Annotated in this window: 20 protein-coding genes and 3 tRNA genes; 7 read left to right on the top strand and 16 right to left on the bottom strand. The window is 69.6% G+C overall.

Annotation, left to right across the window (positions count from 1 at the left end; all coding sequences use genetic code 11):
• Window positions 1-6 precede the first annotated feature (6 nt).
• The 9 genes from JNB50_RS25760 to JNB50_RS11125 all read right to left on the bottom strand — a co-directional run bounded on the left by JNB50_RS25760 (window position 7) and on the right by JNB50_RS11125 (window position 6431).
• Window positions 7-492: a PH domain-containing protein gene (locus tag JNB50_RS25760; RefSeq protein ID WP_208040209.1), complete on the bottom strand. Its 486-nt coding sequence runs from the start codon at window positions 490-492 to the stop codon at window positions 7-9.
• A complete protein-coding gene (locus JNB50_RS11160) occupies window positions 476-952 on the bottom strand; it encodes a DUF3180 domain-containing protein (protein ID WP_208040208.1) in 477 nt (158 codons plus the stop codon). Before JNB50_RS11160 ends, JNB50_RS25760 begins: the two co-directional genes overlap by 17 nt.
• Window positions 949-1515: a 2-amino-4-hydroxy-6-hydroxymethyldihydropteridine diphosphokinase gene (gene folK / locus JNB50_RS11155; RefSeq protein WP_208040207.1), complete on the bottom strand. Its 567-nt coding sequence runs from the start codon at window positions 1513-1515 to the stop codon at window positions 949-951. The genes JNB50_RS11160 and folK overlap by 4 nt, the downstream gene beginning before the upstream one ends.
• A complete protein-coding gene (gene folB, locus JNB50_RS11150) occupies window positions 1512-1910 on the bottom strand; it encodes a dihydroneopterin aldolase (protein ID WP_208040206.1) in 399 nt (132 codons plus the stop codon). The genes folK and folB overlap by 4 nt, the downstream gene beginning before the upstream one ends.
• Window positions 1903-2706 carry a dihydropteroate synthase gene (gene folP, locus JNB50_RS11145; RefSeq protein ID WP_307794692.1) on the bottom strand — a complete coding sequence of 268 codons (804 nt, stop codon included), beginning with the start codon at window positions 2704-2706 and terminating at the stop codon, window positions 1903-1905. The genes folB and folP overlap by 8 nt, the downstream gene beginning before the upstream one ends.
• Complete coding sequence (locus tag JNB50_RS11140) at window positions 2703-2966, bottom strand: hypothetical protein (RefSeq protein ID WP_208040205.1); 264 nt, start codon at window positions 2964-2966, stop codon at window positions 2703-2705. Before JNB50_RS11140 ends, folP begins: the two co-directional genes overlap by 4 nt.
• A 416-nt stretch (window positions 2967-3382) precedes the next feature.
• On the bottom strand, window positions 3383-3958 hold the full coding sequence (folE, locus tag JNB50_RS11135) for a GTP cyclohydrolase I (RefSeq protein ID WP_208040204.1): 576 nt from the start codon (window positions 3956-3958) through the stop codon (window positions 3383-3385).
• Window positions 3959-3970: 12 nt separating this feature from the next.
• Window positions 3971-5974: an ATP-dependent zinc metalloprotease FtsH gene (gene ftsH, locus JNB50_RS11130; RefSeq protein ID WP_208040203.1), complete on the bottom strand. Its 2004-nt coding sequence runs from the start codon at window positions 5972-5974 to the stop codon at window positions 3971-3973.
• A gap of 88 nt (window positions 5975-6062) precedes the next feature.
• Entirely contained in the window at window positions 6063-6431 is a 369-nt protein-coding gene (locus JNB50_RS11125) for a nuclear transport factor 2 family protein (RefSeq protein ID WP_208040202.1), read from the bottom strand.
• 104 nt (window positions 6432-6535) lie between these two features.
• Here JNB50_RS11125 and JNB50_RS11120 point away from each other — a divergent pair, with 104 nt between their 5' ends.
• Both JNB50_RS11120 and JNB50_RS11115 read left to right on the top strand, forming a co-directional pair.
• Entirely contained in the window at window positions 6536-6805 is a 270-nt protein-coding gene (locus JNB50_RS11120) for a type II toxin-antitoxin system Phd/YefM family antitoxin (RefSeq protein WP_208040201.1), read from the top strand.
• Complete coding sequence (locus JNB50_RS11115) at window positions 6802-7068, top strand: type II toxin-antitoxin system RelE/ParE family toxin (protein ID WP_208040200.1); 267 nt, start codon at window positions 6802-6804, stop codon at window positions 7066-7068. The genes JNB50_RS11120 and JNB50_RS11115 overlap by 4 nt, the downstream gene beginning before the upstream one ends.
• Window positions 7069-7074: 6 nt before the next feature.
• On the opposite strand, the gene hpt is transcribed toward JNB50_RS11115, so the two are convergent.
• Window positions 7075-7626 carry a hypoxanthine phosphoribosyltransferase gene (hpt, locus tag JNB50_RS11110; RefSeq protein ID WP_208040199.1) on the bottom strand — a complete coding sequence of 184 codons (552 nt, stop codon included), beginning with the start codon at window positions 7624-7626 and terminating at the stop codon, window positions 7075-7077.
• Window positions 7627-7642: 16 nt separating this feature from the next.
• Window positions 7643-8758, bottom strand: a complete 1116-nt coding sequence (gene tilS, locus JNB50_RS11105) for a tRNA lysidine(34) synthetase TilS (RefSeq protein WP_208040198.1) — start codon at window positions 8756-8758, stop codon at window positions 7643-7645.
• Window positions 8759-8802: 44 nt separating this feature from the next.
• Here tilS and ppa point away from each other — a divergent pair, with 44 nt between their 5' ends.
• A complete protein-coding gene (gene ppa / locus JNB50_RS11100; RefSeq protein WP_208040197.1) occupies window positions 8803-9294 on the top strand; it encodes an inorganic diphosphatase in 492 nt (163 codons plus the stop codon).
• A 112-nt stretch (window positions 9295-9406) separates the two neighbouring features.
• Here ppa and JNB50_RS11095 read toward each other — a convergent pair whose 3' ends face one another.
• Together JNB50_RS11095 and JNB50_RS11090 are read right to left on the bottom strand one after the other, a co-directional pair.
• A complete protein-coding gene (locus JNB50_RS11095) occupies window positions 9407-10732 on the bottom strand; it encodes a C40 family peptidase (protein WP_208040196.1) in 1326 nt (441 codons plus the stop codon).
• Window positions 10725-11987, bottom strand: coding sequence for a M23 family metallopeptidase (locus tag JNB50_RS11090; RefSeq protein ID WP_208040195.1), 1263 nt, complete (start codon window positions 11985-11987; stop codon window positions 10725-10727). Before JNB50_RS11090 ends, JNB50_RS11095 begins: the two co-directional genes overlap by 8 nt.
• Window positions 11988-12339: 352 nt before the next feature.
• On the opposite strand from JNB50_RS11090, the gene JNB50_RS11085 reads away from it, so the two are divergent.
• The 3 genes from JNB50_RS11085 (at window position 12340) to JNB50_RS11075 (ending at window position 12660) form a co-directional block, all read left to right on the top strand.
• Window positions 12340-12412, top strand: a tRNA-Glu gene (locus tag JNB50_RS11085).
• Window positions 12413-12449: 37 nt separating this feature from the next.
• Window positions 12450-12526, top strand: a tRNA-Asp gene (locus JNB50_RS11080).
• A gap of 61 nt (window positions 12527-12587) precedes the next feature.
• Window positions 12588-12660: transfer RNA gene (locus JNB50_RS11075), tRNA-Phe, on the top strand.
• A gap of 140 nt (window positions 12661-12800) precedes the next feature.
• On the opposite strand, the gene JNB50_RS11070 is transcribed toward JNB50_RS11075, so the two are convergent.
• On the bottom strand, window positions 12801-13547 hold the full coding sequence (locus JNB50_RS11070; protein WP_208040194.1) for a hypothetical protein: 747 nt from the start codon (window positions 13545-13547) through the stop codon (window positions 12801-12803).
• A 67-nt stretch (window positions 13548-13614) separates the two neighbouring features.
• On the opposite strand from JNB50_RS11070, the gene JNB50_RS11065 reads away from it, so the two are divergent.
• Window positions 13615-14181 (top strand): TetR/AcrR family transcriptional regulator, encoded by a 567-nt coding sequence (locus tag JNB50_RS11065; protein WP_208040193.1) that lies wholly within the window; start codon window positions 13615-13617, stop codon window positions 14179-14181.
• A gap of 82 nt (window positions 14182-14263) precedes the next feature.
• Here the strand turns inward: JNB50_RS11065 and JNB50_RS11060 are convergent, their stop codons facing one another.
• Entirely contained in the window at window positions 14264-14947 is a 684-nt protein-coding gene (locus tag JNB50_RS11060) for a hypothetical protein (protein ID WP_208040192.1), read from the bottom strand.
• Between the two features lie 75 nt (window positions 14948-15022).
• Window positions 15023-22288: an isopeptide-forming domain-containing fimbrial protein gene (locus JNB50_RS25755; RefSeq protein ID WP_208040191.1), complete on the bottom strand. Its 7266-nt coding sequence runs from the start codon at window positions 22286-22288 to the stop codon at window positions 15023-15025.
• Window positions 22289-22429: the final 141 nt, after the last annotated feature.

Here is a 22429-nt window from a genome sequence, read left to right as displayed (position 1 = left end):
GCGGGCTCACAGCCCCGCCCGGCGGCTCTCCGCCAGCTCCACGAGGCGGTCGCGCAACTCCGCCGCCTCGGCCTCCGGGAGGCCGGGGACCACGACGCTCGTCGCCGCCGCGGCCGTCACGAACTTCAGGTCGGCCAGGCCGAGGATCCGGCCGACCGGACCGCGCGTGATGTCGATGAGCTGCATCCGCCCGTACGGTACCGAGACGAAGCGCTGGTACATGATGCCGCGGCGGAACAGCAGGTCGTCGTCGCGCAGGCGGTAGCCGATCGACCGCGTGCGCCGGTTGGCGACGAACAGCGAGATGAGCGTGATCACCACGATCGCGATCAGCGCGATCCACGCCCAGGACCAACCGGCGACGAGCCACAGGAACACCGCCGCGGCACTCAGCACGAGACCGCTGAGCAGGGTGCTGACGACCACCACCACGACGTACTTCGGCGAGACGCGGTTCCACTCTCCGACGGAGAGGTCAATGCGAGCGGGCACGTGCGGTCTCCGGGTCGTCGTCGTTGTCGGGCGGCAGGGTGCAGAAGAACTCGGCGAGCAGGCCGGCGATCAGCAGGATGATCGCGCCGGCCGTGCCGAGCGCCGTCAGCAGCACAGCGTTGGAGGCCGGGAGCACGTCCCTCGTCAGCAGGTAGGTCAGGATGCCGATGCCCGCACCGGTCAGCAGTGCACCACTCAGGCTGCACGCCTTGGCGAACACGACGATGCGCATCGCCTGGAACGGGTCGATCCGCCGGGAACTGCGCCCGCGCACCGCCCTCCGGATCGGGATGGCGAACGCGACCACGATGATCGCGACGGCGACGAGCGTGATCGGGAGGGTGAGCGGCGGCACGAAGACGGCAATGCCCATGCCCGAGGCGGCGAGCTCGGCCAGGAAGCCGATGACCACCCCGAGCACGCCGAGCCCGATCAGGGAGGTCGGCCGGGTGCGCTTCACGAGGCGCTCCCGTCGCTACTGTGCCCGCCCTCGTGCCCGTCATCGAAGAGCACCACCGGATCGGTCGCCTCGGCGGCGAGCGCAGCCACGGGGCCGTAGCCGGGGAGCACAGCGTCGGGGTCGACGTCGAGCCACGGGACCAGCACGAACGCGCGCTCGTGCGCCCGCGGGTGCGGGAGGACGATCCGGGGGTCGTCGTCGGCGACGATCCCGTCGTAGTCCACGATGTCGATGTCGATTGTGCGGTCGCCCCAGCGTTCGTGCCGCACGCGGCCCAGCGCGTCCTCCACCCTGTTGACGGCAGCCAGAAGGGCCAGCGGGTCGAGGATGGTGTGCACTCGGGCGACGGCGTTGAGGTAGGCGGGCGCCTCCTCCGAGATGCCATCCGGCTTGAGCGCCGGGGTCTCGAAGAGTCGGGAGACCGCCACGACGCGCAGGCCCGCGTCGTCTCCGAGCATCCGCACGGCCTCCCGGATCGTCGCCGCCCGGTCGCCCAGGTTGCTGCCGAACGCCAGCACCGCCGGCGCGCCGACCCGGAGTCGCTCGGGGCGCGGGGCGTTCACGACCGGCCCCGCAGGATGCGCACGGCGACGTCGCCGAACGGGACTTCGATCGGCGCGTCTGGCTTGTGGACCGTCACCTCGACCGAGTGGACCGGCTCGTGCGCGAGCACCACGGCCGCGACACGCTCGGCGACCGTCTCGATCAGGTCGACCGGGTCACGGCGCACCGCGTCGGCGACCTCGACGGCGAGCTCGCCGTAGTGGACGGTGCGGCTCAGGTCGTCGGACGCTGCGGACGGCGAGAGGTCGAGGTGCGCGGTCACGTCGACCACGAAGTCTTGGCCGTTCTCGCGCTCGAAATCGAACACCCCGTGGTGGGCGCGCACGCGCAACCCTGTCAGCACGATCGCGTCCGTCGGCCGCAGCGAGGCGGTCGCGGCATCGGAATCAGTCATCGCGTCCAGCTTGCCACGCCCGCACGACATCCAGGGCGATCCGCGTCGACGCGACGTCGTGCACACGCACGGCCCACACGCCCGCCTGGGCGGCGAGGGCTGAGATGACCGCCGTCGGCGCGTCGCGGTCCTCCACGGCGGCGTCCTCCGGCAGCAGCGCACCGAGGAACCGCTTGCGCGAGGCGCCGATGAGCACCGGGTAGCCGAGGGTCTCGAACTCGCGCAGGCCGGCCAGCACCTGCCAGTTGTGGGAGGCGTTCTTGGAGAACCCGAGCCCGGGATCGAGCACGAGCTTGGCCGGGTCGATCCCGCGGTCGAGGAGGTCGGTGACGCGGGCGGACAGCTCCGACCGCACCTCCGCCACGGTGTCGGTGTAGACCGCCCGGGAGTCCGCCGCGTCGAGCCGGCCGCGCCAGTGCATGACGACGTACTGCAGGCCGGTGTGGAGGACGGCGTCGGGCATCGCGGGATCGCCGAGCCCTCCCGAAACGTCGTTGATGATCGCGGCACCGGCGTCGGCGGCGGCCCGGGCGGTGGAGGCGTTGAGCGTGTCGACGCTGACGGTGACGCCGAGCCCGGCGAGCGTGCGGATGACGGGCACGACGCGCGCCCGCTCCTCCGCGGGGTCGACGCGGACGGCGCCCGGTCGCGTGGACTCGCCACCGACGTCGACCAGGTCGGCGCCCTGGGCGACGAGCTCGAGGGCGTGCGCGACGGCGGCGTCCGGCTCGAGCCACCGGCCTCCGTCGCTGAAGGAGTCGGGCGTCACGTTGAGGACGCCCATGATGAGCGTCACGCGCCGGCCCGCCTCATGAACTCGCGCGCTGCGTCGGCACATTCGTCACGAATCTCGATATTCGTGGCACGAATGTCGACATTCGTCACGAATGTCCAGCCCACTCGCCGGCGGGAGGAGGTCGCACAGTGGCCGCAAACGTTGCGATACGCGCCGCCCATCGCGGCATTCACCGAGAATTGGCGCCCCACCCAACGCGCGAACGCGAGAGATTCGTGACGAATCCCACGATTCGTGGCACGAATGTCGACATTCGTCACGAAACTCGCCATCGCTCCCCGACGGGAGGAGGTCGCACATTTGCCGCAAATGTGGCGATGGGCGGCGCCAATCGCGGCATGTGCCGCAAATCGGCGCCCCACCCGACGCGAGAGCGCGCGAGATTCGTGACGAGTCGCGGCATTCGTGCCACGAATGTCGACATTCGTGACGAAACTCGCCACCGCTCCCCGGCGAGAGGAGGTCGCACATTTGCCGCAAGTGTTGCGATACGCGCCGCCCATCGCGGCACTTGCCGCAAATCGACGACCCACCCGACGCGGCAGCGCGCGACATTCGTGACGAATCGCGGCATTCGTGGCACGAATGTCGTGATTCGTCACGAATCTCGCGGGCGCGGGCGCGGGGCGGCGCCGGCGGGCGGCGGGCGTCGCGGGGAGCTGGCGCGGCAGCGGGGTCACGCGATGCCCCGGCCGATGAGGGCGATCAGCTCGGCGCGGGCCGCCGGCTCCGTGAAGGCGCCGCGCGCCGCGATCGTGACCGTCGTCGCAGCGGTCTGGCGCGCGCCGCGCGTCGTCACGCACTCGTGCGCGGCGTCGAGGACGACGAGGACGCCGCGCGCGCCTGCCCCGCTCTCGATGGTGTCGGCGATCTGCTCGGTGAGCCGCTCCTGAAGCTGCGGGCGCGCCGACAGGGTCTCGATCGCGCGCGGGATGCGGCCGAGGCCGATCACGCTCTCACCGGGGAGGTAGGCGACGTGCGCGACGCCGAGGAACGGCAGCAGGTGGTGCTCGCAGACCGAGCGGAAGCGGATGTCGCGCAGGATCACCGTCTCGGCGGTCGCGCCCTCCAACGGCACCGGGTCGCCCAGCTCCGAACGCGCGTCGACGCCGACACCCGCGAAGAACTCCTCGTAGGCGTCGGCGACGCGGGACGGCGTCTCGCCCAGCCCCGGACGCGACGGATCCTCGCCGATGGCGGCGAGGATCTCGGCGACGGCCGCCTCGATGCGTGCGCGATCGAAACCGGTCATGCGGCGCGCGGCCTAGGCGGTCGCCGGCCGCGGCTTGATGGCGGGAGAACGCTTCGGCTTCGACGACGGCGGCTCGGAGTCCACTCCACCGTCGACCGCGCCGGCGTCGATCGGCGCCTTCGGGAACTCGATCGGCGGCAGGTCGGAGATCGGTCGCTTGTCGCTGGAGAGCCACTGCGGGCGCTCCGGGAGCTTCTTGACGTCGGCGAAGATCTCGGCGATCTGGTTGTGGTCGAGCGTCTCGTGCTCCAGCAGCGACGCGGCGAGCCGGTCGAGCACAGCGCGGTTGTCGTTGATGACCTCCCACGCCTCGTCGTGCGCCTTCTCGATGAGCGCGCGCACCTCGGCGTCGACGCGCTCGGCGATGCGCTCCGAGTAGTCGCGCTGGTGGCCCATGTCGCGGCCGAGGAACATCTCGCCGTTCGCCTGGCCGAGCTTGACGGAGCCGATGTCGGCGCTCATGCCGTACTCCGTGACCATCTTGCGGGCGATGGAGGTCGCCTTCTCGATGTCGTTGGAGGCGCCCGTGGTCGGGTCGTGGAACACGATCTCCTCGGCGACGCGGCCGCCCATGGCGTAGGCGAGCTGGTCGAGCAGCTCGTTGCGGGTGACCGAGTACTTGTCCTCCAGCGGCATCACCATCGTGTAGCCGAGGGCGCGTCCGCGCGGCAGAATCGTGATCTTGGTCACCGGGTCGGTGTGGCGCATCGCCGCGGCGGCGAGAGCGTGACCGCCCTCGTGGTACGCCGTGATCAGCTTCTCCTGGTCCTTCATGACCCTGGTGCGCTTCTGCGGGCCGGCGATGACGCGGTCGACCGCCTCGTCGAGCGCCCGGTTGTCGATCAGCTGCGCGTTGGAGCGCGCGGTGAGCAGGGCCGCCTCGTTGAGGACGTTCGCCAGGTCGGCGCCGGTGAAGCCGGGCGTCTTGCGGGCGAGCACCTCGAGGTCGACGGACGCCGCGAGCGGCTTGCCGCGCCCGTGCACCTCCAGGATCTTCTTGCGGCCGAGCAGGTCGGGGGCGTCGACGCCGATCTGGCGGTCGAAGCGGCCGGGGCGCAGCAGCGCGGGGTCGAGGATGTCGGGGCGGTTGGTCGCCGCGATCAGGATGACGTTCGTCTTGGGGTCGAAGCCGTCCATCTCGACGAGCAGCTGGTTGAGCGTCTGCTCGCGCTCGTCGTGGCCTCCACCGAGACCGGCACCGCGGTGACGGCCGACGGCGTCGATCTCGTCGATGAAGATGATCGCCGGCGAGTTCTCCTTGGCCTGCTGGAACAGGTCGCGCACGCGGCTCGCGCCGACGCCGACGAACATCTCGACGAAGTCGGAACCCGAGATCGAGTAGAAGGGAACGCCCGCCTCACCCGCGACGGCGCGGGCCAGCAGCGTCTTGCCGGTGCCGGGAGGGCCGTACAGCAGCACACCCTTGGGGATGCGCGCGCCGACGGCCTGGAACTTGGCAGGCTCTTTGAGGAAGTCCTTGATCTCCTGCAGCTCTTCGATGGCCTCGTCGGACCCGGCGACGTCGTCGAAGGTGACCTTCGGCGTCTCCTTGGTGACGAGCTTCGCCCGCGACTTGCCGAACTGCATGACCTTGTTGCCGCCGCCCTGCATGCCCGAGATCATGATCCAGAAGAACACGCCGATCAGCAGCGCAGGGATCAGGAAGCCGAGGATATTGACCAGCCAGTTGGGCTGCGGGACCTCGTCGTCGTAGCCCTTGGGCAGGTTGGCGTCGTCGATCGCCTTGACGACGTCCTGGCCGCGCGGGGTGACGTAGTAGAACTGCACCTGCGTGCCGTTGGCGCCGTCCGCCTGCTTGAGCGTCAGGTCGACGCGGTTCTCACCGTCGACGATCTTCGCGCTCGCCACCTTGTCTTGCGAGAGGAGGTCGAGGCCCTGCTGCGTCGTGACGCTCTTGAAGCCCGACATCGTGATCAGGCTGGAGCCGATCCACACCGCGATGATCGCGAGCACGACGTACAGGATCGGGCCGCGGAAGATCTTCTTGACGTTCATGGTGCGACCACAGTACCGCCTGACCGCTGTGGGTCGGCTGCGTGTTCGCTCTGGGCGCGCTTACCGCACGATGGCGCCGCCGTGCCGGTCAGGCCGTGGGAAGGATGGCCGGCCAGTACTCGACGATCTTCCCGTCGGCGACGCGCACGAAGTCGTGCCCCGCGAAGGACATCGTCTCATCGCCCATCCGGCAGTTCACCACCCAGCGCGCCGCGACGATCCCCTCGCCGACGAGCGGCCCCGCCTGCACATCGAACTCGACCCTGTCGAACTGGTCGACGGTCTCGGCGATCGCCCGCGCGAATCCGCGCGGGCCGACGACGTCGCCCTCCGGCCAGTGCCCGACGGCGTCGGCGGCGACGATCGGCTCGAGGGCGGCGTGCCGATCGCTCCACGCGGCCAGCCAGCGCCGGTAGAGCTCGGTGGGTTCGAAGAGCTCGATGGGTTCGTCAGGCATGGGGACATCGGATCACTGCGAGGCCCGCTTCGCAAGTGGACGGGACAAAGAGGGCTGATCGACCAAACTGACCCAACTGGTCTCAGGCTGTTAGGCTCGGTGCCATGACCACGCTCCTGCCCGTGTCCGAGGCCAAGCAGCATCTCGGCGCGCTCGTCGATCGCGCTCACCTCCAGCACGAACTGGTCTCGCTGAGCAAGAGAGGTCGTCGGGTCGCAGTCCTGGTCGATGCCGACGACTTCGACCGGATGGTGGAGCGCCTCGAGGAGATCGACGACGCTCAGGCGGCGATCGCTGCCCGGCGCGAAGTCGAAGAGACGGCTGCGGAGCCCATCCCTTGGGACGACGTGAAGAGGGAGCTCGGCCTGACGTGACCTACCGGATCGACGTCGCTCCCGCGGCCGCCCGCGAGCTGAGAAAACTCGACCCTGCCGCGCGCCGGCGAATTCAGGCCGCCGTCGAACTCCTCGCCGAAGCACCGCGACCGCCCGCGGCGAAGCCATTGGTCGACAGCGGTGGCGCCTGGCGGGTACGCGTCGGCGACTACCGCATCGTCTACGACATCGAGGACGACCGCCTCATCATCCTGATTCTGAGGGTCGCCCACCGACGCGAGGTCGATCGCGGCCTGAATTGACTCGTCTCAGCTGTAGACGGCCGGCGCGAGGATGCCGACGCCGCGCAGGTTGCGGTAGCGCTCCGCGTAGTCGAGCCCGTAGCCGACGACGAACTTGTTGGGGATCTCGAAGCCAACGTATTTGACGTCGATCTCGACGCGGGCGGCGTCGGGCTTGCGCAGCAGCGTGAAGATCTCGATGGATTCCGGGCCGCGGCTGTGCAGGTTGGCCAGCAGCCAGGAGAGCGTGAGTCCCGAGTCGATGATGTCTTCGACGATCAACACGGTCTTGCCGCTGAGGTCGGTGTCCAGGTCTTTCAGGATGCGGACGACGCCGCTCGACGCGGTGCCGCTGCCGTAGGAGCTGACGGCCATCCAGTCCATCGTCACCGGGATGCGGAGCTCGCGCGACAGGTCGGCCATGACCATGACCGCGCCCTTGAGCACGCCGACCAGCAAGACGTCCTTGCCGGCGTAGTCGGCCTCCACCTCGCGCGAGAGCTCGGCGATCCGGGAGCGGATCTGCTCCTCGGTGATCAGAATCTCGGTCAGGTCGTCGTGAACGTCCGTGAGTTCCATGGGGGAGGCGCTGTCCTTAGCTGTCGGGGTGAAACGTGAGCAGGCCGTTCTGCCTGACAACTCTAACGCCTGGCAAGCTGAGCGGCCCCTGGCCGTGCCACCCCGTGATCAGCTCCGCCACGGCGAGGGTGTGCGCCCGGCTGAGCGACACTCCGAACTCGGCGGAGACGACCAGGCGGATGATGCGCTGGCGCAGCGCGGCCGGGTCTGCGGCGAGCCCGCGGACGTCCAGGGCGACCGCGCCGTCGTCGGTCTGGCTCACCAGCTCCTGCGCCCACTCGAGGGCGAGGCCGTCGAGCGCCTCGTCGTCCTCGCGCAACTGCTCGGCCGTGCGGGCGAGTGCTTCGGCGACGCCGGGCCCGAGCTCGTCCTCGAGCGCCGGCAGCAGCCGGCTCCGCACGCGCACGCGCGCGTAAGAGGGGTCGACGTTGTGCGGATCGTCCCACGCGGTCAGGCCACTGTCGGCGCAGAACGCGCGGGTCGTGCTGCGGCGCAGCGCGAGGAACGGGCGCAGCAGCGCACCCGTGTCGGGCCGCATGCCCTGCAGGCTCGACGGACCGGAACCGCGGGCGAGCCCGAGGAGCACGGTCTCAGCCTGGTCGTCGAGCGTGTGCGCGAGCAGGATGCGCTCCGCGCCCGTCGCACGCCTGGCCCGATCGAACGCCGCATGCCTGGCCGCGCGCGCCTCGCCTTCCGGCCCGCGGGCTCCCGACCCGACCTCCACGCGCTCGACGAGCACGGGGTCGAGGCCGAGCCCGCGAGCCTGGGCGGCCGCGGCCTCCGCGACCTCCGCCGATCCGGCCTGGAGGCCGTGGTCGACCACGATCGCACCCGCCCGGTAGCCGTGACGCGGCGCCTCGAAGGCGGTCGCGGCGGCGAGCGCCAGCGAGTCTGCTCCCCCGCTCAGGCCCACCAGCACCAGCGCCCCGGGCGCGAGCGGCGCTGGCCGGGCGGGGCCATGGTCGTCGTGCGGGTCGGGGGCGGGGAGGCCGGCCGCGGCGGCCAGCGCGTCGCGCACGGCCCGGCGGGCGTCGGCGATCGGCGGGGTCAACCGTGGGCGTCGGGGGGCGTCTGCAGCTGCCCCACCCGTTGCGTCACCCGTTGCGTCACCCGATGAGCCGTTGAGGTGCATCCAGTAACGTTAGTGCAGATTTCCGACAGCTAAGGAGCAACGGCATGGCCGAATACGACGTCGTCATCGAGATCCCGAAGGGGAGCCGCAACAAGTACGAGGTGGACCACGAGACCGGCCGGGTGTACCTCGACCGCGTGCTGTTCACCAGCTTCGTCTACCCGACCGACTACGGCTTCTTCGAGAACACGCTCGGCGACGACGGCGACCCGCTGGACGTGCTCGTGCTGCTCGAGTACCCGGTCTTCCCGGGCGTGGGCGTCAAGGTCCGTCCGGTCGGCGTGCTGAACATGTCGGACGAGGCCGGCGGCGACGCCAAGATCATCGCCGTGCCCTACAAGGACCCGCGCTGGCTGCACATCCAGGACGTGAACGATGTCCCCGAGCAGACCCGCAAGGAGATCGAGCACTTCTTCGCCCGTTACAAGGACCTCGAGCCGGGCAAGTTCGTCAACATCGAGGGTTGGGGCGACGCCGCGGAGGCCGAGGCCATCATCGAGAAGGGCTTCGCGAAGCTCGCCGCCGAGGGCCACTGACCCCTCGCGCTCAGACCAAACCGCCGAGTACGCAGACAGTCTGCGTACTCGGCGGTTTTTCGCTGAGTTCGTGCGTACTCGACGGTGGGTGGGTGCGCGCGGGAGGGACGGGTCAGGCGGAGGGGCGGGCGACCTGCGACCAGGGCGATCCCCAGACCGACTGGGTCTTGACGACGTCGCCCTCGGTGGGGGCGGCGATCATCATGCCGCCGCCGATGTAGATGCCCACGTGGTAGAAACTGCCGGGACCCGAGCCCCAGAAGATCAGGTCACCGGCCTGGCGCTGGCTGTACGGCACGAGCTGGCCGCGGCCCCGCGCCGTGTAGTACTGGTCGTTGACCGAGTGCGAGCCGATGTAGAGGCCGGCGGACGCGTAGGCCTTCATCGTGAGTCCGGAGCAGTCGTAGCCCGTCGGGCCCTCGCCGCCGAAGATGTACGGCTTGCCGAGCTGCAATCTGGCGTACGCGATCGCGTTCTGGACGACGTTGCCGTTGGGCGGAGAGACCGGGCCGCCACCCGACGAGCCGCCGCTGGACGAGCCTCCGCTCGACGAGCCTCCGTTCGACGAGCCTCCGCCGGAGGAGCCGCCACCCTGCTGCTGCTGTTGCTGCTGGCGGCGCGCCTCGTCCTCCTGGGCCTTGCGCGCGGCCTCCTGCTGGGCCTTGACGGCCTCCCCCTGCAGATAGGCGGCCTCCACTTGGGTGGACGTGTTCTTCAGGGTGGCCAGCTGGGCGACCAGCTCGGTGGACTTGGTCTGCTGCTCGGCCAGCGCGCTCTGCGCAGCGGACTGTGCACTCTGCGCGGCGGCGAGCGCCTTGTCGGCGTCGGCCTTGAGCGACTCTCGCTCCGCCTTGGCGACCTTCGCCTGCGCGGTCAGGGCCTCCGCCGTGTTCTTGTCCTTGGTGGCCTGGTCGTAGACGGCCTTCGACTGCTCCGTCAGCTTGCTCATGGTGCCGAGCTGGAACAGCAGCTTGTCGGCGCTCGCCCCGGAGCCTCCGCCCTTGAGCAGGAGCTCGGTGCTGACGTCGCCGCCGCCGCCGGCTTTGGCGAGGTGCGACGCGAGCAGACCGGCCCGCATCTGCGAGGTCTTGGCTTTGTCCGCGGCCGACGACGCCTGGGCTTCGAGGTCGCTCTCTTTGGCCGTCGCCTTGTCGAGGGCGACCTTGGCCTGGAAGTAGGCCTCCGCCGCCTTCTCTGACGCGATCCGCGCCGCGTCGACAGTGGACTGGAGGTTGCCGATCAGAGCGGTGATGTTGGCGACCATCGCCTGCTGGTTGGCGACGTTGGCCTTCGCCTGCTGCACGTCGTTCCACGACGGGTAGTCGACCGCCTGCGCGGGCGTGACGATGCCGATGGAGGCCGTCACAGCGCCCATGACGCCGGCGCCGATCGCCAGGCCGGGACGGATGCGTGGATTCTTCGAGGAGTCGCTAGCCAAGGGGTGCCTGCCTGTCTCTCATGAAGGGGATACCGTCGATCTTCTGATCGTTCACCCGGACTTCGAAGTGCAAGTGACAGCCGGTCGACGCGCCCGTGGTGCCGACGCGCGCGATCGGCTGGCCGGCACCGACGCTCTGGCCGATGCCGACGAGGATTCCGCCGTTGCGGATGTGGGCGTAGCCGGTCTTGATGCCGCCGCCGTTGTCGATGAGGACGAAGTTGCCGTAGCTGCCGTCCGGCCCCGCGTAGATGACCGTGCCGCTGTAGGCGGCGTAGATCGGCGCGTTGCACGCCGCGCCGATGTCGATGCCCATGTGGTACGTGCTGCCGACACCTCCGGGCGAAGGCCGTGCGCCGAAGCCGTCGGTGATCGGGCCGGCGGCCGGGACCGCCCAGCCCTGCGGGCCGACATACCCGCCGGGGAGGCCTCCGGACCCGCGGGCGGCCGCGGCGGCCGCAGCGGCGGCAACGCCGGCCTCGTAGCCGGCGACCTCCTTGGCCGTGACGTCGCGCAGCGCAGCCAGCTGCGCCTGCATGACCACGATCTGCGTCTGCTGCTCTGCCAGCTTGTCCTGGGCCGCCTTCGCCGCGGCGACGGCCGCCTGGAGGGCGCTCTCCGCCACGATCCGCAGCTTCTCCCGCTCGGCCTTGGCGACCTCGGCCTGCGCGGAGAGCGACGCTGCCGTGTTCTGGGCGACCTTCGCGTCGGTGTAGATCTTGTCGGACTGCTGGGTCAGCTTCGACATGCTGCCGAGGCCGGAGAGCAGCTGCTCCGGGCTGGATCCGCCGGCGCCGTTGCCGCTCAGGAAGAGATTGGCCGTGAGGTTGCGACCGCCCGTGCGGTAGAGCTGTGCGGCGAGCTTGCCCGCCTGCGCCGCGGCGGCGTCGGCTTTCTGCTGGCTCGCGGCGGCCTGTGACTCGAGGATCCTGGCCTTCATGTCGGCGTCGTCGTAGGCCGCCTCGGCCGCCCGCAGCTCCTTGCCGCGCTCCTGCGCGGCCGCCTGGGTGTCGGAGACCTCCTGGTCCAGCTGCGCGATCAGCGCCGTGATGCGCGTGACCTGGGCGGCCGCCGCTCCTTCGTTGGCCTTGGCGTTCTGCACGTCCTGCCAGCTGGGGTACTGGTCGGCGTACGCCGGCGCGGCGATCGACCCGACCGCGGCTGTCGCGACGACGGCACCCGCCGAGAGCAGGCGGATCAGGGCTCGACGAGTCCGCCCCCGCTCGGGGAGCTCGTCTCTCGTCTCGCGTCTCATACGTTCGTCACCTCGCACCCGTCGCAGTCAGTCAGTTATCACCAGTCACACGAATCACACGGGTCGCGTTCTCACCAGATGCAACTTTAGCAACATCGGAGTGCCGCCGCCCGGGTCGGGAGGGCGTCGGTGCACGGTCGGACCACGTGCGGGTCGCACGGACGACAGGGGGGCCGTCGCTGGCAATCTACCGGGGTGCCGACAGGCCTCCCGGGCATTTCGCCGGGGCGTGGCGGGAACCCGGCGACGATCGACCCGCCCGGGATGCAGCACCGATTCGCTTTCTGTCAGGGACTTCCGTATGCTTATGCGTCGGTGGTCATCGGAAAACGAAAGTGATCCGAGACGATCCGGCCCCATCGTTTAGTGGCCTAGGACGCCGCCCTTTCACGGCGGTAGCACGGGTTCGAATCCCGTTGGGGTCACGATGGCATCCTCTACAATTGAACAGCAACACAATTAGGCCCTGTAGCGCAGTTGGTTAGCGTGCCGCCCTGTCACGGCGGAGGTCGCGGGTTCAAGTCCCGTCAGGGTCGCCATGGCGACAAGCCCTTCCAGTCGGAAGGGCTTCCGTCTAGGTGGACATGTCTCATGTCCTCCGGCTCTGTAGCTCAGTTGGTAGAGCGTTCGACTGAAAATCGAAAGGTCACCGGATCGATGCCGGTCGGAGCCACTGGAGAAAGCCCCCGGGTCACAGTCCCGGGGGTTTTTCATTGGCGTCCAGCGTCATCGCCAGGGCGTTGCCGCAGGGGCGGCGCGCATGGCGACTGAGATGCGTTCGGAGAAGGCCCCCGCCAGCCATGCGCGGGGTGCTCACATCCGAAAGTCTTGCGCGCCGCGGGCTCCGGCCGGCCCGACCCAGATGCGGCGGGTGTCGCCCGGTGCGGACGGGTCGAAGAGGACGGATGCCGGATCGCCCTTCTTGGGGAGGTCTGCCCGTCGCCACTGTCCGAGCTTCGTCACCCAGCGGTCGGTACCGGAGGCGTCTGTGAACTTCACGGTGATGGGGCCGATGAGGCCTCCGGACGATGGGTCGATCTCGGCGATGTCGGTGACGACCGCCGGCACGATGCGTCCCGTGGCCGCCACCTCGTCGAGGACCCCATCCTGTCGCGTCCGTCCGACCCTCGCCGACACGGAGAGCACCACAAGGAGGGCCGCTACGGCTGTGACGGCGAGGGGGATCCACAGCCATGCGTCGCGCGTGGTCGCCCAGCCCCACCACGCTCCTGCGGCGAAGCCGACGAACACAAGGGGCATGGTTCCGAGGAAGGGGCTGCGACCGAGGAGCTTGCCTGTGTACCGGCGGAGGGCCCCCACGTGCATGAACGTCGAAAGAAGGACGATGGGCAGCCCCGCGGCGATGCCGAACACGCCCAGTGGCGGGTCGTCGGTGCCGTCAGCGGGGATCTCGGCGAAAGCGAACATCCCCCGCACCAGCAGGGCTGCTCCGACGATGAGGAGCAGGTCCGAGACGAGCAGCCGGACGAGCGCGCCGGAACTGCCGACACGCGCCTGCTCCCGCAAGCGTCGCGCCAGGGCGGGGTCTGTCGTGCTCACGGCGCCTCCGATCGTCCATGCTTGCCCGGCCCGACTTATCGTACGATAAGCATCGAGGATGGTGGAAGTGGACGCATTGCGCAGCGCACCGGCCCTTCCCGCGCGTTCGCGGGAGTTGCTGGCCGGTGCAGAGCGGGCGTTCGCCCACCGCGGCTACTTCGGCACCTCGACCGCAGCGGTCGCCGCAGAGATCGGGGTATCGCAGCCGTACGTGATGCAGGTGTTCGGCTCCAAGGAGCGGCTGTTCGTGGCGACCCACCGGTTCTCGGGTGAGAAGATCGTGGACTGCCTGCACACCGAGCTCCAGGCCGATCCGTTCGACCTGCGCGCGGCGGGGCGGGCGTACCAGCGGCTGGTCTCCCTCGAGCGCGACGCGGTGCGGGTCTTCGCACACGGTTTCTCCGCAGCCGATGTCCCTGCGATCGGAGTGGAGTCGCGTCGCCTCCTCACCGAGGTCCACGGCCTGCTCCGCGACGCCGGCGCGAGCCGACACCAGATCACGGACTTCCTCGGCCGCGGCATGCTCACGAACACGCTCCTGCTGCTCAGTGCCGACCTGGACGTGATCGGAGACGGCTACGACGTGATCTCAGCGTTGGCGGTCGACCAGTCGCCCCCGGCCGAGACGCGATGAGCGGCAGGTCCCGAGCTTGAGTGGATCCACCCACCGCCGGATCTCACTCCAAAGGTCGAGCCGGTCAGGTACTGCTCGATGCCTATGAGCCCGTCGGCGCCCCGCCCCGCCGACGCCGGAACACCACGGCACCCACGACAGCGACCGCTAGAGCCACAGCGCCGGCGGAGACGGCGATCACGATGACCATGGGATCGTTCGTTGCGGAACGGACCGTGGCGGGCTTCTGCCCCACGGTTTGCGCGGGGTCGGTCACACCCCGGATCGCCTTCGCGTCCGTTGCGCGCACCAGGATGCGGGAACGGTCGGCGGAGTCGTACAGGGTCGCGAGCGTGTTCACCCGGACCTCGGTGGCCGGGATGTTGCGGATGGTCACGGCCGCACGACGGCGCTCGGTTGCGCCGGGGGCGACGGTCACCGTCCAGGCGGCCTCCGCCTTGTCCAGGTGGGAGCCTTCCGCCTTCTCGACGGTGACGAAGGACGGGACGGCGACGACCAGCTCCCCCGTCACCGGCTCCGTCCCTCGGTTGGTGACCGTCACCGTGTAGGTCGTCGAGGCACCGGAGACCGTCTCGGCCTTCCCGTCGGTGATCGCGATCGAGAGCCCCTCCGGGACCGCCTGCACGGCGGAGACGGCGGAGACGGTGGTGGCCGACGCGGCGGGCGCGGCTGCTGTCGCGAACAGCAGGCCGCCGAGCAGAGCCGTCGCCATCGCGCCGATGGTCCTCCGCCGGACGGTCGCGCTGCGGTCATTCGGAGACGTCATACGTGCACTTTCGTCGTGTGGATGCTGCGTGCCCGCCCATGGGCCCGGGCGAGCACGCAGCGCGGTGGGTGCCGGTCAGCTGCGGCGCCGACGGCGGAGCCACAGACCGGACACCAGCCCGAAACCGGTCAGGAGGAGCAGAGCGCCCCACAGGAACGGCGGGAGGAGGTCGCTTCCCGTGTGGGCGAGCGGGCCCGAGGCGGCGGGCGGATCCGTCGGCGTCGGGGCCGGCGGGTCGACCGTCACATCCGCGGCGCACGCCGGGTCGGTGTCTCCCGGCAGGCAGTTCGAGACCTCCCCGCCCGGGTCCGTCGGGGTGGCGACGACATTGTGCAGCACGGTGCCGGCCTTGTCGGCGGCGAGGAGCCTCACGCTGTAGGTCACGTCGACCGTCTGGCCGACGGCCAGCGCGCCCGACCAGGCGAGCGTCGGCGCGGTGTAGGTCGCACCGCTGCTCGCATCGCCGTTGTAGGTGGCCCCGGTGAGCACGTCGGTCAGGTCGTCGGTGAAGGTCGCGGGCGCGCCGGTCGTGAACGGCACCTGGCCGGTGTTCGTGACGGCGATCGTGTACGTCACGACCCCACCGGGCGAGACCGTCGACGCGGATGCCTTCTTGGCGACGTGGTACGACTGCACGGGGACGGTGGTCGAACAGGCGGGGTCGCTCGAGCCGGCGGCGCAGGGCCCGGTCGGTGTGACGACCGCGTTCTTCAGCACGTGGTCGCCCGTGTCCGGACTCTTCACCGTCACCGAGTAGGTGATGGTCGCCGTTCCTCCCACCGCCAGAGCGCCGGCCCAGCTCAGGGTCGGAGCGGCGTACGTCGCCCCGCCTGTCGCGTCGTTGTTGTAGATCGCATCGTCGAGGACGCCGCTCAGGTCGTCCAGGAACGTGGCCGGCGCCGCAGCGGTGTACGGAACTGCGCCGGTGTTGGTGACGACGATCGTGTAGGTGACGGTCGCTCCCGGCTTCGTGTCGACCACGGAGGCGGTCTTCACGGTCGAGTACGACTTCACGGGGACGACGACGAGACAGTTCGGATCGGTCGACCCGGACACGCACGGGCCGGTGGGCGTGACGACGGCGTTGGCGAGGATCTTGTCGCCGGTGTCCGGGGTCTTCACCGTCACCGAGTAGGTGACGGTGTGCGTCGCGCCGATCGGGAGGGCACCGGACCAGGAGAGCACCGGGGCCGAGTAGACCGCGGCGTTCGTCGCGTCGTTGTTGTACGTCGCGTCGTCGAGCACACTCGTCAGGTCATCCGTGAAGGAGGCCGGGTTCGCGGCGGTGAACGGAACCTGGCCGGTGTTCGTCACCGTGATCGTGTACGAGACCGTCCCACCGGGCTGCGTGGTCGTCGACGAGGATGTCTTCACCACGGAGTACGACTGGACGAGCGTGGTCGTGGCGCATCCTCCGGCGGTCGCGCAGCTTCCGCCGTCCGCCGTCGGCACGACCTGGTTCTTCAGCGAGTGATCGCCGCGGTCGGGGCTCGCGACGGTCACCGAGTAGGTGATCGTCTTCGTCCCGCCCACGGGCAGTGCGCCCGCCCAGGTCAACGTCGGCGCAGCGTACGTCGCACCGTTCGTGGCGTCGTTGTTGTAGGTGGCGTCGTCGAGGACCTTCGTCAGATCATCGGTGAACGAGGCGGGTGCCGCCGCGGTGTAGTCGACCGCGCCGGTGTTGGTCACGGTCACCGTGTAGGTGACGCGCGACCCCTCCGTCGTGGTGGTCGTCGATGCGGTCTTCGCCGTCGTGTACGACTGGACCGGCACGGTCACCGCGCAGTCCGGGTCGGTCGAGTCGACGGTGCAGTCGCCGCCGAGACCGGGCGGAGTGACAACGGCGTTGTCGAGCACGTGATCACCCGTGTCCGGACTCTTCACCGTCACCGAGTAGGTGATCGTCTCGGTGCCACCCACCGGGAGGGCTCCCGACCACGACAGGGTGGGCGCGGAGTAGACGGCTCCGTTGGTGGCGTCGTTGTTGTAGGTGGCGTCGTCGAGCACGCCGGACAGGTCGTCCGTGAACTTCGCCGGTGCCGCCGCGGTGTAGTCGACCTGGCCGGTGTTGGTCACCACGATCGTGTAGGTCACGGTCGCGCCCGGAGTCGTCGTGGACGAGGAGGCCGACTTCGTGATATGGAACGACTTGGTCGGGATCTGCACCGCACAGGCGGGGTCCGTCGATCCGACGGGGCAGTTGCCCGTCGGGCCGGTGACGACCGCGTTGTCGAGGACGTGGTCACCCGTGTCGGGAGTGTTGATCGTGACCGAGTAGGTCACCGTCACCGTGGCGCCGACGGCCAGTGCTCCCGACCAGGAGAGGGTGCTCCCGGCGACGGTGGCGCCGTTCGTGGCGTCCCCGTTGTACGTGGCGTCATCGAGCACCTTCGTCAGATCGTCGCTGAACACCGCGGGGTCGGCTGCCGTGTACGGAACCTGACCGGTGTTCGTGATCGTGATCGTGTACGGAACGACCTGGCCCGGGGTGACGGTGGTGGCCGGGCTCGTCTTGACGACGCGGTAGGACTGCACCAGCGTCACCGTCGAACAGGCCGGGTCGGTCGAGCCGGCGTCGCAGTTCCCGACGCCCGGCGGCGTTGACACCGTGTTCTTCAGGACGTGGTCGCCGCGATCCGGGTTCTTCACCGTCACCGAGTAGGTGATCGTCTGCGTCGCGCCGACGGCCAGCGGGCCCGCCCAGGTGATGGTCGGAGCGGCGTAGGTCGCACCGTTGGACGCGTCGTTGTTGTAGACCGCGTCATCCAGCACGCCGGTGAGGTTGTCGGTGATCGTCGCCGGGTGCGAGGCGGTGTACGCCACCTGCCCGGTGTTGGTGACGACGATCGTGTACGTCACGGTCGAGCCGGGCGTCGTGGCGGCCGTCGATGCGGTCTTGGCGACCGTGTACGTGCCGACCTCCGTCGTGGTCTTGCAGTCGGCGGCCGTCGTGCAGCTGCCGCCGGAGCCCGTGGGGACGACCGCGTTCTTCAGCAGGTGGTCGCCGGCGTCGGGCGTGTTCACCGTGACGGAGTACGTGACCGTCCTGGTCGCTCCGATGGCCAGCGCGCCGGACCAGGAGATGGTGGGCGCCGCATACGTCGCGCCATTGTTCGCGTCGCCGTTGTAGGTCGCGTCGTCCAGGACATCGGTGAGGTCGTCGGTGAACGAGGCGGGGTTGCCGGCGGTGTAGCCGACCTGGCCCGTGTTGGTCACCGTCACGGTGTAGACGACGACGCCGCCCGGCGAGGTCGTCGACGCCGAGGCGGTCTTGGCGACCGTGTACGACGCGACCGGTGTCCGCGTCTCGCAGGCGCCGGCCGAGGCGCACGTGCCGCCGTCGCCGGTGGGCGTGACGGCGTTCTTCAGCAGGTGGTCGCCGGTGTCCGGCGTGTTCACGGTGACCGAATAGGTGACGGTCGTGCTCGCCCCGACGGCCAGCGCTCCCGACCACGACACGGTCGGGGCGGCGTAGGTCGCTCCGTTGCTCGCGTCATTGTTGTAGGTGGCGTCATCGAGGACGCCGGCGAGGGAGTCGGTGAACGATGCCGGGTTCGCCGCCGTGTACGCGGACGTGCCCGTGTTGGTGACGGTCACCGTGTAGGTCACCGTCTGCCCTTCGGCAGCCTGTGCGACCGAGGCGGTCTTGGCCACGGTGAAGGACTCGACGTTCGTCGTCACCGTGCACGCGGGATCCGTGTTGCCGGTCACGCAGTTACCGCCGGACGGGGTGGTGACCACGTTGGTCAGCACCTTGTCGCCCGTAGCCGGTTTGTTGACCTTCACCGAGTAGGTGATCGTGATCGTCTGCCCCGGCATGATCGACGCGGCCGACCACTTCAGGGTCTGCCCGGTGACGGACGCGGTTCCCGCTGTCGAGGTGACATCACCGTTGTAGGTCGCGTCGTCGAGCACCTTCGACAGATCGTCCGTCAGCGACGGGTTCAGCGACGGCGCAGCGCTGCCGGCCGGTTCCGAGACCGTGATCGTGTAGGTGACGGTTCCGCCGGGTGCGACCGGGGTGCCCGGCGCCGGGTTGGAGGTCTTCACCACGCGGTACGGGTCGGGCACGACGATGCCGGCCGGGTCGGTGGCAGTCAGGGTCGGCCCGGAGGGAGGCGTGACGGTCACCGAGGCGACGTTCACCGTCGTGCCGACGGCAGCCGTCGTGGAGCAGGTATTCGATGCGGAGGCTCCCGCCGCGAGGCTCGGGATCGTGAAGTCACAGCCGGGGACCAGCGCATCGGTCACGGGGACGTTGGTCAGAGTGCCTGTGCCCTTGTTGGTCACGGTGATCTTGTACGGAACCGTGTCGCCCGCCGCGTACTGCTGATAGTCGGCGGTGCTGTTCGCGTCGTGCCAGTCCGCGGCCTTCGCGGGGTCGCCGCCCTTGACTAGCACGTACTTCTTCAGATCGAGGGCGTAGCAGTCGCCGATGGTCGTCGTCGCCGACGACAGCATGGGGAGGGCGGTGTGCCCGGCGATCGAGTTCGCCGAGTTCACCAGCAGCTGGCCCGGCTTGTTGTCCGAGGAGGCCGGTGCCGAGCAGCTCGTGCCGGCGGGTGTCGTGAACGCGATCCGGATGTTCTGGACCGCGCCAGGCGCGAGAGCCGGACCGATGACGCGTACGGCGGTGGGCTTGGCGGGCCTCACCGTCGTCCAGCCGACGGTGTTTCCCGTGACGCTACCCGGCGTTCCGCCGTTGGAGGCGGCACGCGGATCGTTGCTCAACGATGCGATCGGCGCTGTCGAGTAGTACACCGTCGACCCGGCCGGCGCGGTCACGCCGGTGACGGAGTACGTGCCGTCGATCGTGGTGCCGCGGCCGTCCGCTTTGCTCGGGAGGATGTCGATGGTGTCGGTGTACGGGTTGCTGACCGGGTCCTGCGAGGTGACGACGAGGTCCCACGCGGACGAGTCTCCGTAGAACGACAGCGTGTTCGCCTCGACCGATTTGCCGAGCATCGTCGCGCCGTTGCTCGGGACCCTGACGCTGGCGGTCGCCTGTCGAGCGGCGGCGAGTCGGTTGTCGCCGGGGACGTCGACCTGCGCGGTGTTCGTCAGCACCGTCCCCGGCGCGACGGCCGTGCCGGACGGGATCTGAGCTTTGTACGTGATCGGTTGCGCCGTGTTCGCCGGCACGTTGGTGAAGGTGTAGCTGAGCACCTGTTGCCCCGAGCCGTTCGTCGACAGCGTCGGCGTCGGCGTTCCCGACCCCGCGACGTAGACCATCCCTGTCGGCAGGGTGTCGGTCACGGTGAACGTCTGGTTCGGCGGGCTCTGCACCGCGAGGTCCGCCTCCGCCGTGAGGTTGTAGGTCACCGGCGTCCCCGGCTGCACGGTCGTGCTCGGGGTCGTCTTCGTGATGACCCCCGTCGGGCCCTGGATGCGCATCGCGTCCCGGATCCCGTTGGTGTTCGGTCCGTAGGTGCTGCCAGGGATGGTCCCGGTGGGGGCGGGGTTGGTGCTGTAGTTGATGTAGTTGTTGAGGGTGGGGTAGCCCGGGAACACCGTCGCCGTGTTGTACGGTGCGTTGAACGTGCCGACCGCCCACGACTCCGATCCGATCGGCGCCGTCGGCGGGACGTATCCCCAGACCCGCAGGAAGTGGTGGAACTGCTTGTCCACTGCCGGGTTCCAGGTCATCTTCACGGCGGTGACGCCGGCCGGAAGGTTCACGATGCACTTGTCGTCGGAGTAGGCGGGCGAGATCGAGGCCGTCTGCGTGGAGCAGCCCGCCGGCAGGGGTAGTGAGGTCCACGGGCTGCCCGCGACACCGACCGCCTCACCGCACGTCGCGGTCTTGGTGTTCAGCGCATCGGTGCGGTACCAGAGGTGCGCCGTGGTCATGTTCGAGTACGACGCGCCGTCCGCCGCGAGGAAGTCCGCGTAGCGGGGCGTGAAGTCGGCCGGGTTCTGCACCAGGACGCAGGAGCCGGCCAGGTCGGCGCCGCCCGCTCCGTTGTAGGTCGACCAGGTGACGCTGTCGGCCTGGATGCCGAGCGGCTGGTCGGCGAGCGTGTACGGCCCGGGATTGGTCGAGGAACCGGCGGCCGGCCACGGGAAGGTCTTGTCCTGCGCCGCGCCCGGAGCCGCCCACAGGTTCGCGTCCCACGGGGAGCGGCCGGCGGCGGGGCTGCCCATCCAGATCGTGGAGAACACTCCCGGGGTGACGAGGGTGGTGCCCGTCGAGTCGTTGCCGGTGTCCGTCTCCGGCTGGGTGACGCCGTCGACGAACGTGAAAGGAGTGGGAGTCGCCTTGAACGTCACGCCCGTGGTGGCCGTGATCGCGCTGGCGTAGCTGAAGTGGAGCGCGCCCGCGGCGACGAACGTGGTCGTCGAGGGGAGCGCGTTGCCGAGGCTGTCGGTCCACGGGACATGCTGCAGCGAGTAGTCCAAGCCGCTCAGGGTGACCGTGTAGGGGCCGCTGCCGGTGATCGTGCAGGTCGGGGCGTTCGTCCGGCTCGGGTAGCCGGCAGTCGGGGCCGAGTACGGGACGCCGGTGGCCTGCGCGGAGTCGTCGACCGGCGAACAGCCTTCCCACTGCAATCCGTTCAGCTGGCCGGCGACGGACGGCGTGATGTCCACCGTGAAGGAGTAGGTCGACGGTCCCGGAATGCTCCCCGTCGTCATCGCGATGCCGTAGTCGACCACGATGGACGGCCGGTTCCCGCCGCTGCGGCTCGAGATCGTCGACTGCTGATAGTTCTGGTTCGGAGCGCTCAGCACGAGGTCCATCCCGTGGCTGCCGGTGATCGGCAGCTGTGTGGTCGACGCCGGGCCGGCGGGCGCCGTCGCCGAATCCGACGTCACCGTGCCCGACACGGAGAGCTTCGAGCCGACAGCTCCCGTCGCGCGCACGGATGCCTGGACGACGGACGCTGTCCCTTCGGTGATCGTGCCGAGGTTGCAGACCAGCGTGGTGCCGTTGGCGGAGATGGCGGAGGCCGGCGTGACGCCCTTCGTCAGGCAGACCGCGGGAACGCTCGCGAACACGCCGTTGGTGGCCACCAGGGTCACGCGGACGTTGTCGACAGGAGCGTTCGCCTGCGGGTTGGTCGCATCGTTCGTGCTGACGTGCCATTCGGTGGTCAGCGCTGTTCCGTAGGCGGCTGACGCCGGGCTTCCGACCCAGTTGGTCGTGATCTCGTGCACCGCCGTCGTCGCCGCGGTGGCCGCGCCGCCCAGGCTGAAGACGGACACCGCGCCGATGCCGATCGCGAGCAGCGCGGAGACTACACGAAACCCGCGGGTCGGCGAGTCCCGATACCAGAACAGCGACCGGATCCTCCGGCCGAGCCGTTCGTCCGCGATCGAGCTTTCAGCGGTGCGACGCGCCACAGCGTTTCCTTCCCCACAGGTGCCTCCGGACGTCAAAGCGCACGGCCGGTTCTCAGCTAATCGAAGGGCTGCTCATCGCCGCTATCGGACACGGGCGGTTTCACCCCGAGATCACCCCAGGGTTAGCCCTCACCGGGGTTA

Source organism: Leifsonia sp. TF02-11 (assembly GCF_017565305.1).
Taxonomy (GTDB): domain Bacteria; phylum Actinomycetota; class Actinomycetes; order Actinomycetales; family Microbacteriaceae; genus Leifsonia.
This window is presented reverse-complemented; position numbering and strand designations above follow the sequence as displayed.